The following is a 14,176-nucleotide window of genomic DNA, read 5'->3' as shown; positions in this document are numbered from 1 at the left end:
TGTCATCAAAGTCTATATTATCTTAATGTTTGTCCAAAAAAGCTTTCTTTAGCTTCTCTAAGTTTGGTAACTGTCAAATGAGCATGGTGAATATCTCGGAAATCATCTTTAAAGACTCCTAGTAACCTATATGCTTCTATTAATATAGCGTGTAAATAACCAATTCTTCCTTGACAATAATCATGTAACAATTGAGGTAATCCTGATTCTAATTCTCCAAGTTGTAATGATCTAGGAGGTTGAATTGCAGTTTCGATATCTTTCAGTAATTTGCAGAAACGATCATCACATTCTTCGAATGGCTTAATTCGTTCAAGTTTAAAGCGACGGAAGTACTCATCTTCCATATCCAAAAGGTATTCAACCTTTGGGGTTCCCATGCACACCAGAGAAACTCCTTCATTGGATAAATCTTTGAACATCTCCATTCCATCTTGATCGTCAAATCTTTTAGTGCGGGTCAGAAAATTCAATTCATCGAAGATGATTAATTCTGTTTTTTGTTTTCTAAGCAAATATAAAGCCTGGTCTTTAGCATATCCAACTCGCATATCAGAGCGAAGAATTTTAGTTCCTAATCCTGATAATATTTTTTTATAAAAATCCAAAGCGGTAAAAGGATACGGTAGCTTTATATATAATACTGGAGCAATATCAATTTTCGTTTCGTCCCTATCAACATATGTATAAACAGGATTTCGCCTTTTATAATGAGTTGCCAGTTGTGTCTTTCCGACACCTGAAATACCAGTTAGCATTAAATGATTAGGATCATGTTCCTGGTTTCCTGCCTTCAAATGAACGCGAAGAGAATCAAAACGATCCCAAATTCGTTTCACTTCTTCATGGTGGATAAACAAATCTGCTATCCGATTTGCAAATTGCTTCGCCTCTACCCTACTCATAGTTTCTCATTCCTTTTCTCTTCAGCTAATTTAGCTGCCAGAAATAGTTCTTCTTCCCTAGATCTATTCACAATATGTTTTGGCTGCTGACCTTGGAAAGTAACAGTCACACTTTGCCCTTCATTCGTCATTCGTGCAACTGTCTTTCGTGTACTCTTCTTTTGTAAATATCCCTTATTGATCTCATCTTGAATCTTCTTCGAAGCCCGAGCATACTGCTCATTTCCGGGAATATTTTTCTTTTTACGTTCCCCCTCCTCAGTCCATATCTTTAAGACTCTTGAGTACGTATATGCATTGACTCCAGCCAGTTGTTCATAAGATGGCGAAACAGCCAGCAGTTCAATAAATCGTTCTTTTTTGGGATGTTTCAGAAAGATACGCGAAATATCATCAGGATCATATTTAACAACGTACTTCGTTTCCTTTTTACCAATAATATCGTTGCATTCTTCAGACTTATAAATACGGTTTCCAAAACGAACTCCGTCTCTCGTATAAGGTTTCATAAGGGTCAGCATAAATTCTATTTTATAGCGCTCTTCTTCTGATTTCTCAATCCACTCAGGAAATCCAGCCTCGTTACAGCCCTCATGATAACGATTCAAGGGAGTTTTACTATAGACAGGCAAGCCCCTATGATCACGAATAGGATACATATCCGTCATATATATTGTAATAATTTTTCTAATTTGATTTAATGTAAGACAAGCTTCTTGTTCAGGCTTTATCTCACCCAAATCGGCGAACTTACTCTTCGTCGTACCCAAAATATTATGAATTAATTCGTCATTTATCGTTCGGAATAGTCTTTCGATTATTGCACCATATTTCGGAATTCTAACAGGACGATGCATGATTTCGGACATTAAACTTTCATTCACAAGACGTTTGATATCCGAACTCTTAAAATCCATTCCGTTATCCACGTAGATAACATTTGGAATACCAAAAGCTTCCCATTCTGATTCGGTACCATAATGTTTCTTGGTATTCTTAAAGAAGACTCCGTGTTGTATCGCTTTTCGAACCACATTTGCACTAGGGGCTTCAAACGAGACATATAAGCACCATGGCATACGGCTATACACGTCGATTCCCACGGTAATCCAAGGTCGATCGACGGTCAGGCCTGTTTGGTCATCGATAACCTGCATGTCTAATCGAGTATGGTCGATCTGAATAATGTCAAGCGGGTGTAGGGCATCTCGATCCGCATATCCTCGAGCAACATCATCATATACTGCTTGTGCTTGCTTCAAATTACGAAACCGTTCTCTTGCTTTCTTATCAATTCTATCAATGATATCTGAAATCGTGCTGTAGCTGACCTCTTTGAGCTGTTTGTATACACATTCACGTTTAATAGCTCTCCATACAGTAGCTTTTGATATTTTGTATTTTGTTAAATATTCATTTTCTATAATTGATTTCACTATGGGTATCAGTTCTTTGCTCAAACGAACTTGAAGAACATCCAATACGATCTCAGGCTTTTGAGGATGACAGATTTCAAGTATTTTAGTATCTTTTCGTCCAGTATATCCTCGCCCTTTTCTAGAAACTAGACCCTCTATCCCGCGACTGTTTTGTTGATTTTCATATTCGCGATATGCTTTTATATAGCGCATAATAGTTGATCTAGATACTCTTTTCTTTTTCTGAACAATGCGCATTTCATTAATGCGATTAATGAGTGTCTCTTGATGAATAGTTGCAAGTTCTTCTCTTTCTTTTAACAGATATTGATATTGATCCATGAACTTTTGAATAGATCTCAAGTTATTGTTTTTACTTTCCTCCAGTAATATCAGAGGGCGTATAACTTCAAACCGTTCGCTCACTTCTTCTCTTTTTGGTTCAGAGAGCTTCGCGAGGACATCGTATGCCACAAGTTCTTTTTTGGTAACCTTCATCGATGTATCAGGTTGAAATGTTGAATGGGAGACGATTTCAATGAATTTCATTTGAATATCTTCGCCATCCGGACGTTTAATTCGTACAAACGGTGGCTCAATAGAAACAATCTTATGTTTCTTTCCATATAGGAAAAACTCCGAATACAGTTTAAGTTGATTGATGGACATCTATTAATACCTGCTTTTCATCTGAAATAATGTTCGTAAGTTGGTTAACAGTTATGGAACTATTTGAACCGATATTTTGGTTTACATCGGTATGAATCAGCCCCCTTGCAATCAAATGATAAATTAACGGTTTAATTAGTAATGGATGGTATTCGTCACTAAAACAGTCAGCTAGATTGTCTACTGTGCTCATTTCTAAACAAACTAATCGATAAACAACCTTATCAATCCATTCCGAATAATAGGACCTCTCCTTAAGAAAGCCTTTTAGGAACCGAATATTACGTATGAGAACAGAAGGCATCATTTTAGGGTAGATCACAAGGTATTCCCAACCTTGGCTTCGTGCATATCCCTCGCAGAAATAATTCACTTGTTCCAATCGTTCATCTTTCTCTTCGTCGGGTTCATGCTTTACTTGGTAAAGAAACGGAATCGTATTCTCACGAAATACTAAGATATCCGGAGTATGCTTCCATGACTCTTCACCTTGCTTATGTATAAGAATTTCAACGGGCTGAACATAATATCTAACAACCGAATGATCCAACTCCAAGTAGTAATAAAAGAGACGTTCCCCTAAGGATTCATATTCTACGGTTCGTTCCATTCTGTGACTATAGAAGCTCCCGATAATATGCGGATGCTGGTGACTATTTCGGTTATTTACCTTCCGCTTAGAAGCGTAGAGGTGATCCTGTAGCTTCCAATCCATGTTTGACCAATCATAACCCATATAAGTCCTCCGATAAGTATCAATTATTATCCAAAAAAACAGCAATTTTCATGTTATCATGTATAGACAAATTCTAGGTACAATAAACATGAAGATATTTTGAACAACAGCATAAAAACCTTGATAAACCAAAGAATATGGTCATCAAGGTTTTTATGTTTGTCTCAAATATATGACGTTGTTCATCTCATTTATTACCGTAATCAGTCTCAACTATAACCGTTACTCACATTTGTTCTTTCTACTCCACTTTAAATCTTATAAGCCTTCATCGCTTTGCGAAGCTCTTTAAAGGTAGGACGCTTGCCGTACATAAGTACGCCTGTGCGATAGATTTTTGCCGAGATCCATACCGAAATGTAGATCGTCACAAGCAAAAGGCCGATTGATGCAATGATCTCCCATACTGGCGGATCGGTTAGTCCGAGTCTCAGCAGCATAACGAATGGCGAGAAGAATGGAATGAAGGAAGAAATCTTCACCAGCATGCTGTCTGGGCTCGAGATACTGAAGATCGAGATGTAGAAACCAGCCAACGAGAGCATCGTAATAGGCAATACCGCTTGGCCGAGATCCTCCGTACGGCTGACAATAGAACCAACCGCAGCGAATAAGGTTGCAAACAAGAAGTAACCCGTCAAGTAGAACAGTACCGAATAAATGAGAAGCATCGGATCAATTTGGGACAAATCAATGTTGAATTTTATAAGCGTTTCGCTATTGTGCGGTAATTTTACGTTAATGATAATAACCAGGACATAGATGGTGATTTGGATAAGGCCCACCAAAAACATTCCTACGATTTTACCGAACATTTGCTTCAGCGGAGAAACACTTGTAATGAGCAGCTCCATGACGCGCGAGCTTTTTTCTGCCGTTATTTCAGATGCAATCATTTGACCTGTAATCATAATAGCCATGAACAACAGAATGACGATGAAGTACACAAGGCCCATGTTTACCGCTTGCTCTTCCGGTGTTTTCCCTTCGCCGATACTGCCTGCGCCTTCCGTTGCCGAAATCTGTACGGATTGTATTTCAATCGGCGCGTTTAGCAAGGCTAGCTGCTCGGAGGTTAATCCTGCGTCTTTTAAGACGGTTCCCTGGCGAATCACTTGCAATCCGCTTTGGATAGAGCTAGTCAGCTGAAATGCGAGCAGCTTTTCGGATTTATAGGTCATTTCCGGGAAACCGCTGTCTGTCATTTTTCCGAAAGCCAGATAGCCTTTGATATCTTTATCAGTAATCGCTTGTTTCAGCTGCTTTTCATTCTCAGCCTCAGAGCCCTTGTCTTCATAGGGAACCAGCTTTACGCCCGGCTTCTCTTGCGCTTCGAAATAAGCTTTAAGCTGGTCTCCCGTCGCTGAGCCTTCCGATTGCGCGGATTGAATATAACCGATGCTTGTTACCTTGTCGCCACTATTGAATTGAGAGAAAATATAAGGAAGATTAATGCCGATCGTCATAATCAATGCGATAATGAGCGTTGTAACCAAAAATGCTTTGCCTCTGAATTTGTTTTTTAACGTAAAACCAACAACCGTCCAAAATTTATTCATGGCTATCACCACCTACTGTTTTAATGAAAATTTCGTTTAAGGTCGGTTCCTTGATCTCAAATCTTGTGATATCGGTCTGTGTTAACGCATGACGCAAAATGTCCGCGCCTGCAGCTTCATTGGCAATGCCGATCTCATAGCCATACTCATGGCGAATCACGTTTGTAACGCCGTTTATTCGTTCTAGCCCCGTTACTTCCTTAGGCGTATTAAGAAGCACACGCTCTTTCGGAAATTGTTTTTTGATGTCCTTCAGGTTGCCTTTCAGAACCACATTCGAGCGATGCAAAATGGTAATGTTCCGACACAGCTCCTCGACATGCTCCATCCGGTGAGTGGAGAACAAAATGCTGCTTCCTGCGTCACGCAGCTCCTTAACCGTTGATTTCAGCAGCTCTACGTTGACCGGATCAAGACCGCTAAATGCTTCATCCAAAATAACGATTTTCGGTGAATGGATGACGCTCGCGATAAATCCAATCTTCTGCTGATTTCCTTTAGAGAGCTCTTCAATCTTCTTATTGTAATACTCCGGCACTTCAAAACGGTCCAGCCATTTCTTCAAGCTTTGCTCCGCATCCCTCTTCGACATGCCGCGCAGCTGACCGAGATAGACCAACTGATCGCTGATGCGCACCTTTGGATACAAGCCTCTTTCTTCCGGCAAATACCCAAGATTGCTGAGCTGATCATTGCTATAGCCTTTCCCGTTGTACAAAATCTTGCCTTCGTCCGGGTAGATCAGGCCAAGCACCATCCGCATCGTTGTCGTTTTCCCGGCCCCATTGGCGCCGAGCAAGCCGTAAATTTCTCCCTCGCTTACCTCAAAGCTGATTCCGTTAACGGCTGTTTTTTCCCCATACTGTTTAACTACATTTTCTACTTTTAATGGATTCATGTTCATGCTCCCCTCAGTTAGTTCGCTCTTGTACTTAATCGGTCTTGCATAAGTAATGCGCTCATAATCTCATCCAGCTCAAGCGCTTGCCTGCTCACAATCTGATACCCTTGTGCTGTGCACCATTCTTCAGATTCGCCGGTCTTATTTGTCGTAATTCGGTAAGTGGTACCACCCGCATGCTCAATTCCGCATTGTCCCGGCATCGCAGCCGCTATCTTCGGATTCAGCCCCGCCCCGCTTACGAATATGGTGAACCAGCTGCTGAACAGTTCATCTTTCTCGTATACGCCAAGCACTCTTCCTTGAGCCATAAAGATAATATAATCGGCCAGCCGCTTCACCTCTTCAATAATATGGGAGGTCATCAATATGGTCCGGTCCCCCGGGTCCATATACCGATGCAGGATTTCGATCATCAGCTTCCACGCGAGCGGATCAAGTCCGGAGGACGGCTCGTCTAACAGCAGCAGCTCTGGGTTATGAGCTAGAGACAACGCGAATTCGAATTTGCGGCGCATGCCTTTTGACATTTTGCCAAGCACCTGATTATCGTCTACCTCAAGAATATGCAGCAGCTCACGGTATCTATTCACATCCCAGCGGTCGTACCAGAACCTGTGGAATGCGGCCTTCTCCGTTCCTTTCATGCGCTCCTCATGCGAGGAAGACTGATCATGCAAATAACCAATTCGTTTCTTAAGCTCCGTGTCCAGCCCCTGCTCAACCTGCTGTCCAAGCAGCTGAATCGAACCTTCATCCTGTTTATCGAGCCCCAGCATCATCCGAAAGGTCGAGCTCTTGCCACAGCCGTTTGGACCAACGATCGCTGTAATATAGCCACGAGGAATGTCCAGATGAAGCGGCCCCAGCTTGAAATTAGAACGGTTCTGTACAATTCCATTCAGTTGAATCGCAGATTCATTCATCTTGCTTCCCATCCTTTAGTCAAAATGTCTCTTTATCGCTTCCTTGAGCATACTCTGCAGCTCTTCCTCCGTGCATTGTACGCGTTTCGCTGCAATTACTGCCTGCTCCAACGCATCCATCACCGCTCCGAGCCTATGCTTGTCTCGCTCCTTTTCGCAAACCTCAGCAACATAGGTACCGGTTCCTTGGCGCGTTCGCAAGAGCCCCTCCGCTTCTAAATCGTTATATACCCGCTTTACCGTAATCACGCTGCATTTGACAGTTTGCGCCAGCTCGCGGATCGAGGGAAGGAGCGTTCCCTCTGTAAGTTGGCCGCTAACAATTAAGGCACGAAGCTGAACCTCGATTTGATGATAGAGCGGCTCAGCGCTTTGCTCGTTAATTTGTATCGGCAGCCGCATGGGCCACACCTTCTTCCGTTCCCTATTGACTAAGCTCTATATGTTCGATTCTCTAATCGGTTCTCCATTCGATTAACCCCTATCCAGAACGCTGCAGCGCTTATTGAAAGCGTGAGGAGTGGAAGCCACCAGCTTCCGCCTTCAATCGCTTGCAGCGAGTTCATCACAATGTTGTCCATCTTCATTAGGGAAATTCCAAGTGCGATCAGCAGCATAACGCAAAGATAGATGAGATTAAAGAAGAAATAAGTTCTGCCAGAGTGGCCAACCTCCCAGTAGACGTAGCCAATGGCCATGGTCAAGGAGTAACCGAACCAGGTTAAGGCGTAGAGTGCAAAGCTTCCAGCCGAGATTTCCGAGCCTAAATTCCGAGCCATTATATATTGTAGTAGGAAAAAGACAAGCTGAGCAGCAAATAATACGATCGCCAGCTGAATGATCCGCCCTAATGCGATCTGTCTGGAAGAAATGGGCAATGTACGCCAATGTGCCATCTTCTTCGTGTAGGAGTTGTCTTTCCAGTATCGCATCATCGTTTGATTCATAACGAATCCGAACACAGGCAGTATCGTCAAATAGATAAAATCTGTAGCGAAGCTGGACAATCCCTCGCTTTCTCCATTAATGACATCTCGGAATAATGGGAGCGTAAAAAGCAAGACATAACCAATCATCAATAAGGTAAAAAGACTATTCCAACGATCTTTAGCCAGCTCGTGCTTTGCTAAAAACCAGGCACCTTTCCATTCGCCCACGATAGTAACTCCTCTCCAAGCTTTGGTCATTATACTGTGTATATCATTATACACAGTATATTCACTGTGTATAATGTTGTCAACCCTTTCCAACAAAAAAAGCTATGCTCTGAAAGAGTGTTCTCTTTCACTAGCATAGCTTCTTATAATGGCGTCTCTATGTTAACCGAAAATGGCATCAATAACCGGCTTCGTATGTCCGCCTGGATACATGAGATATAACAGCACATAAACCATCGTACCTGTGATTGCTGTAACAAACCAAATCATGGATGTTACTTTCCCCCACTTGCGGTGCTTGGCGAACTTCTTCTTGTAGCCTAGCGTCAAGGTTGTAATACCAAACACAGCAGCAACTGTGGCAAGCACGATATGAAACAATAAGAAAACAAGATAAAAAGGTTTTAATTCATCTGGTCCGCCCCATGACGTATTGCCAACGAATATCGTCCGTGAAACGTACACGATAAAGAAAATCGTTGCGGCTACCGCAGCATAGAACATAACCTTCTGATGCTCTTCCAGTCTGCGTTTGATCGCCAGCCTCCAGCCTACGGCTACCAGTACTGCGCTTAGCACGATAAAAAAGGTGCTGATTGTTGGCATAATATTATAACTGTTCAATGTTACCCCACCTATTGTTAACATAATAATAAGTACGTGCTAAGCCGTACCGGTATTCGGATTTGAATTTGGCAATTCGTCTTCCGTGTGCTCGCGTTTGAACCACTGCTTGAAAATATAGATCAGGATGATGCCGTACATAATTTCTTGCACGAACTTCATCACAATCCCGCCAAGCTGTTGGTCTTCTACGACATCCATCAAGTTAAAAAACTGCGGTCCGCTGAAGCTTTCCAGCAATCTTGCCGGATCACCTGACACGCAATAGCCCATCGCGGTTACCCAAACGTTCGGATCGCTATAGATCGCGTACATGGATGATTTGGCAAAAATAATGAGCGCGCATGCCGGCGTAAGCAGCATACCATTTGCAAAAACATAGGCCATCCGCTTCAAATCCGTCAGTCTAGCCCACTCCGGAACCGGAACGGTAATCTGCCACCACATCATAAAGGAAGTAATGAGGAGAATCAAATAATAAAGACGATGCACCGCAAAGTGCGTCATCACATAGTCATGGACAATAGGGACATGATAAACAGAGAACAATACATTGAATAACACAAGACACATAATAGGGTGCATCATAAAACTAAACCTTCTCCAGAATGGAGCGGAAAACATTTTGATCCATAGAAAGCTTGGAATGCCTAGTAAAACAAGCGGAGGAACAACTAAATAGGAAACAGACATATTGATCATATGAAACGTAAACATGAGATGGCCTAATAGATTAAACGGACCACCGTGTACCAAATACAACATAACAGCAGCTGAAACAAACATCGTTTTCTGCAGCCTTGTCGCAGGCGGCGCCTGCGGATCATGCTTTTCTCGCCATGGACCAATGAGGTAGAAATATAGAATGACTATAGCCGCCATTCCGAACAGAAACATCGGGGTCCACAATTCCTCGAAGCGAAAATATTGTAAGCCAAGCATCGTGGAAGCTCCTTTCAATAACACTAGCCTTTTTCTACAAAAGAGGAGGGACCCAACCCTTGGGACCCTCCTCTCCTCCAACAAAATGGTGAATTACCACCAAGCCCAGTACTCGGCCATAATAACACAGGTGAATACGATAAATACGCCAGTCAAGATTCCGATAATCGCGAATGTATGACCACGATCTTTCATATGCATCCAAAATGCCATTTGAACGAACACTTGCAATACTGCAAGGCCAATCAAAATGATGTAAATAAAGTCTTTGTTAATCTCTCCGCTGATTACAGTCGCAAATGCGATGAAGGTAAGCAAAACCGAGAAAATAAATGCGATAATATGCTTCTTCGGTCCTTCGACCTTATGACGCTTGGGGCTTTCCTCTGTGGCTGTATGATTGCTTGCCATGGATTAAACCACCTTTCCCATCAAGTAAACGACGGTGAAAATGAATACCCATACAACGTCGATAAAGTGCCAGTACATACCGGCAACATATACCTTAGGTGCAGTAACGACAGTCAAGCCTTTTTTGGCTAACTGAATAATGATGAGCGTAATCCACATAATACCGAATGCTACGTGAGCACCGTGGAAGCCGACAAGTGTATAGAACGAGGAGCTGAATGCACTCGTAGTAAAACCGTGACCTTCATGTACGTAATGAACAAACTCATAAATCTCTAGACCCAAGAAAGCAGCGCCTAGAAGAACCGTTACAATCAACCAATTAATCAAAGCTTTAACGCGGTTCGTGTGCAATGCATGAACAGCGAAAACGCTGGTCAAGCTGGATGTAAGCAGCAGCGCCGTTGCAAGAGCAACGAGCGGCAGCTGGAACAACTCATGTGCTGGCGGACCGTCAAGCACTTGATTACGCAGTGCCAGGAACGCGGAGAATAACGTTCCGAACAATACGGTCTCGCCACCAAGGAAAAGCCAGAAGCCTAATACTTTATTGCGTCCCTCGAGGGTCGCCTTTTCGGGCTCATGAGGCAATTGCCCCTCTACATGCGAATGCGCGCTCATGCTTTCCCCCCCAAATCTTTAAGGATTTCTTCTTCTTCAATATGGAAGCCATGATCATCAATCACAGAGCGTAAGAACATGCAGGTGAACAAGATCAGCAAGCCGACGATTCCAACTGCATAGCCTGTTTTGATCAAGCCGAACAATTCGCCCCAATCATGCGAATACATAAAGCCAAGACCGGCAATAAACAATCCTGCTCCCATGAAGAATGGAAGAATGGATGGAGACGGCATATGAATCGGGCCGATCGGCTCCGCAGGCGTCATGCCTTTGTGGCCATCCATTTTTTCTTTCCAATAAGCGTCATATCCGCGTACAAGCGGAGTTTGCGCAAAGTTGTACTCTGGTGCTGGTGATGGAATTGTCCACTCAAGCGTACGGCCATCTTCCCAAGGATCTGCCGGAGCATCCGCTGGTTTGAAAGCTGTAATAACAACGTTGAGCAGGAAGAAGATTGTACCAAAGCCCATCAAGAATGCGCCAACCGTACTAATCATATTCATTTCATTAAAGCCTAGACCGTCCAGATAAGTCCAAATACGACGCGGCATTCCAAGCAAACCAAGGAAATGCTGGATGAAGAACGTCAAGTGGAAACCGATAAAGAACGTCCAGAAGGTAAGTTTACCAAGGGTTTCGTTCAGAACGCGTCCGAACATTTTTGGCCACCAGTAGTGTAGACCCGAGAAAATACCGAGAATCAATCCGCCAACGATAACGTAGTGGAAATGCGCTACGACAAAGTAGGAGTCATGGTACTGGAAGTCAGCTGGCGCTGCGGCTAGCATAACGCCGGTAACGCCGCCCATTACGAAGGTTGGGATAAATCCAACAGCAAACAAGTTCGCTGAGGTGAATTTGATGGAGCCGCCCCACATCGTAAATAGCCAGTTGAAAATCTTAATCCCTGTCGGAACAGCGATCAACATCGTTGCAATCGAGAACAATGCGTTCGCAACCGGTCCAAGGCCAACGGTGAACATGTGATGCGCCCAAACCATGAAGCCCAAGAAGCCGATCAGGATAGTCGCGAATACCATTGAACTGTAACCGAACAAACGCTTGCGAGAGAATGTACTTATTACCTCGGAAATAACACCGAAGGCCGGCAGGATGAGGATATAAACCTCAGGATGCCCGAATATCCAGAAAATATGCTCCCATAGTACAGCATTACCGCCGCCCGAAGGATCAAAGAAGTTTGCGTCGAACAATCGGTCGAACATAAGTGCTGCAAGTCCGACAGCAAGTGCCGGGAATGCAAACAGGATAAGCGCCGACGTAATGAATGCAGCCCATGTAAACATTGGCATACGCATGAAAGTCATGCCAGGAGCACGCATATTGATGATCGTAACGAGGAAGTTAATCCCCCCGATTAGAGTACCAATACCTGCGATTTGCAAACCCAGTACGTAATAATCTACGCCATGGTCGCCGCTGTACGTGGTTCCAGCCAGTGGTGCGTAAGACGTCCAGCCCGCATCAGGAGCTCCTCCTGTAAACCAGCTGACATTCAGCAAGACACCGCCGAACAGGAACGTCCAGAAGCCTAGCGAGTTAACGAAAGGGAAAGCAACGTCGCGCGCGCCGATCTGCAGCGGTATGACCGCATTCATAAGGGCGAACAACAGCGGCATGGCCGCAAGGAAAATCATGGTCGTACCGTGCATCGTCAGTAGCTCGTTGTATGTATCCGCACTAACAAAGTTGTTAAGCGGCTTCCATAATTGAACCCGGATTAGGATTGCTTCCAAACCGCCGACAAGGAAGAAAAATCCGCCTGCGATCATATACAATATTCCAATTTTTTTATGGTCAACCGTTGTAAGCCAGTCCATCAGACCGCTATAACGTTTGACCGGATGCGTATGCGCATGAGCCAAAGTAGGTACCTCCTTCAATCACCGATAAATTATTATTCGTAGTTAAGTTTCAATTCAGATAGATATTTAGCAATACCTTCAAGTTCTTGCTCAGTTAGATCGATTTTGCCCATTTGGTTGCCCGGTTTAACTTCGTCCGGATTTTTGATCCAACGGTGCAGGTTATCGTAAACTGAACCTTCGTTTGAATATTGCGGATCATCGGTGTTAACAAGTATACCTCCGACAGTCTCACGGCTACCGATACCAGTCAGGTTTGGATAAGCCGGTCCGCCAAGATCGCCAACAGCGTGGCATGACAGACATTTGCTTTCGAAAGCTTTAGCAATTGCCGGATCGCTTGGAAGTGCCACAGGCTCTTGAAGCGCTGCTACCCAACGATCAAATGAAGACTCGTCCACTGATTTGACCTTAAAGTCCATCAATCCGTGCGAAGGTCCGCAAAGCTCGGCGCATTTACCTAAGTAAACGCCTTCTTTTGGAGCCGAGAAATACATTTTATTTACGTTAGCTCCAGGGTTTGTATCGATTTTACCTGCAAGCGAAGGAATCCAGAACGAGTGAAGCACGTCTGCGGATTTCGCTGTAACCGATATCGTTTTGCCTTTTGGAATGATAAGTTCCTGCGCTGTCTTAACTCCATAATCCGGATACTCGAATTCCCACCAGTATTGGTGCGAAGTAACGATAACTTGAACAGCTTCCGGATCTTTAGTGTAATCTTTAGCTAAGTTAAATACGGATTGTACGGTCGGAACACCCAAAATAATAAGCATGATGATCGGAATAACCGTCCAAATGATCTCTAGCTTGTGATTCCCTTCCACTTGCTTAGGAATCGTTTTGTCGCCCTTACGTCTGCGAAAACGAACAATTACATACAAAGAAATCGCGAATACTGCAACAATCACGATTAACATGATGCCAATTGCCAGCTTCATCAGACCGAATTGCTCTTCCGCTACAGGCCCCTGAGGATTCAGCGTCGACAAATCGCTCCGCCCGCAGGCCGCCAGCACCAATACCATCATGGCCATAAGCGGCGCAAGCCGTTTTACAAATCGCCACCGTTTCATCATTAATCAACCCCACTTTTGACGTTTTCGCAGCTGCCTGATTTTCACGTGGCATGCGGCTGGCTGCGTGTTTTCACAGATGTTTTTACAACTCCTGCAACTTAAATCACTTTATTAAATATAAAGTTGAAGCCCCTATTTGTCAATGTTCCACAGAGAGTTCACAAATTGTTCTCAAAGCTGTCAAAAACGCATCAATTCAACGTTTTTAAGCATGTGAAGCCACATTGTTCGGCTATGTAGAAACAGCATTCCCTCTACCCTACATTGTGCACCAAACCCATGGTCAATTATGTATGCTTCCGAAAACGTATATTTATGGAGCTAAAACAAAAACTAAAG

14 protein-coding genes are annotated in these 14,176 nt (G+C 43.6%); all 14 read right to left on the bottom strand.

The window, feature by feature from the left end; genetic code table 11:
* Positions 1-17: 17 nt before the first annotated feature.
* Complete coding sequence (locus FJQ58_RS15090) at positions 18-905, bottom strand: TniB family NTP-binding protein (protein WP_139994815.1); 888 nt, start codon at positions 903-905, stop codon at positions 18-20.
* Entirely contained in the window at positions 902-2,992 is a 2,091-nt protein-coding gene (locus FJQ58_RS15085) for a Mu transposase C-terminal domain-containing protein (protein ID WP_139994813.1), read from the bottom strand. Before FJQ58_RS15085 ends, FJQ58_RS15090 begins: the two co-directional genes overlap by 4 nt.
* Complete coding sequence (locus FJQ58_RS15080; RefSeq protein WP_139994811.1) at positions 2,973-3,728, bottom strand: TnsA endonuclease N-terminal domain-containing protein; 756 nt, start codon at positions 3,726-3,728, stop codon at positions 2,973-2,975. Before FJQ58_RS15080 ends, FJQ58_RS15085 begins: the two co-directional genes overlap by 20 nt.
* Positions 3,729-3,979: 251 nt before the next feature.
* Entirely contained in the window at positions 3,980-5,287 is a 1,308-nt protein-coding gene (locus FJQ58_RS15075) for an ABC transporter permease (RefSeq protein WP_139994809.1), read from the bottom strand.
* Complete coding sequence (locus tag FJQ58_RS15070; protein ID WP_139994807.1) at positions 5,280-6,185, bottom strand: ABC transporter ATP-binding protein; 906 nt, start codon at positions 6,183-6,185, stop codon at positions 5,280-5,282. The genes FJQ58_RS15075 and FJQ58_RS15070 overlap by 8 nt, the downstream gene beginning before the upstream one ends.
* A gap of 17 nt (positions 6,186-6,202) precedes the next feature.
* The gene (locus FJQ58_RS15065; protein WP_139994805.1) at positions 6,203-7,114 is read right to left on the bottom strand and encodes an ABC transporter ATP-binding protein; all 912 of its coding nucleotides are present in this window, start codon (positions 7,112-7,114) and stop codon (positions 6,203-6,205) included.
* A 15-nt stretch (positions 7,115-7,129) separates the two neighbouring features.
* Positions 7,130-7,516 carry a GntR family transcriptional regulator gene (locus FJQ58_RS15060; RefSeq protein ID WP_139994803.1) on the bottom strand — a complete coding sequence of 129 codons (387 nt, stop codon included), beginning with the start codon at positions 7,514-7,516 and terminating at the stop codon, positions 7,130-7,132.
* Positions 7,517-7,545: 29 nt separating this feature from the next.
* On the bottom strand, positions 7,546-8,271 hold the full coding sequence (locus tag FJQ58_RS15055) for a hypothetical protein (RefSeq protein WP_139994801.1): 726 nt from the start codon (positions 8,269-8,271) through the stop codon (positions 7,546-7,548).
* Positions 8,272-8,433: 162 nt separating this feature from the next.
* Positions 8,434-8,919: a DUF420 domain-containing protein gene (locus tag FJQ58_RS15050; protein WP_420799841.1), complete on the bottom strand. Its 486-nt coding sequence runs from the start codon at positions 8,917-8,919 to the stop codon at positions 8,434-8,436.
* Between the two features lie 15 nt (positions 8,920-8,934).
* On the bottom strand, positions 8,935-9,837 hold the full coding sequence (gene ctaG / locus FJQ58_RS15045) for a cytochrome c oxidase assembly factor CtaG (protein WP_139994797.1): 903 nt from the start codon (positions 9,835-9,837) through the stop codon (positions 8,935-8,937).
* A 93-nt stretch (positions 9,838-9,930) separates the two neighbouring features.
* Positions 9,931-10,248, bottom strand: coding sequence for a cytochrome C oxidase subunit IV family protein (locus FJQ58_RS15040; protein ID WP_139994795.1), 318 nt, complete (start codon positions 10,246-10,248; stop codon positions 9,931-9,933).
* Between the two features lie 3 nt (positions 10,249-10,251).
* Positions 10,252-10,869: a cytochrome (ubi)quinol oxidase subunit III gene (locus tag FJQ58_RS15035; protein WP_139994793.1), complete on the bottom strand. Its 618-nt coding sequence runs from the start codon at positions 10,867-10,869 to the stop codon at positions 10,252-10,254.
* Positions 10,866-12,713 carry a cytochrome c oxidase subunit I gene (gene ctaD / locus FJQ58_RS15030; protein ID WP_139994998.1) on the bottom strand — a complete coding sequence of 616 codons (1,848 nt, stop codon included), beginning with the start codon at positions 12,711-12,713 and terminating at the stop codon, positions 10,866-10,868. The genes FJQ58_RS15035 and ctaD overlap by 4 nt, the downstream gene beginning before the upstream one ends.
* A 77-nt stretch (positions 12,714-12,790) precedes the next feature.
* Positions 12,791-13,837: a cytochrome c oxidase subunit II gene (coxB, locus tag FJQ58_RS15025; RefSeq protein WP_139994791.1), complete on the bottom strand. Its 1,047-nt coding sequence runs from the start codon at positions 13,835-13,837 to the stop codon at positions 12,791-12,793.
* Positions 13,838-14,176: the final 339 nt, after the last annotated feature.

It is taken from the genome of Paenibacillus paridis (assembly GCF_006345825.1).
GTDB classification, from domain to species: Bacteria; Bacillota; Bacilli; order Paenibacillales; family Paenibacillaceae; genus Pristimantibacillus; species Pristimantibacillus paridis.
The sequence above is the reverse complement of the archived record's forward strand: the minus strand, read 5'-3'. Positions and strand labels throughout refer to the sequence as shown.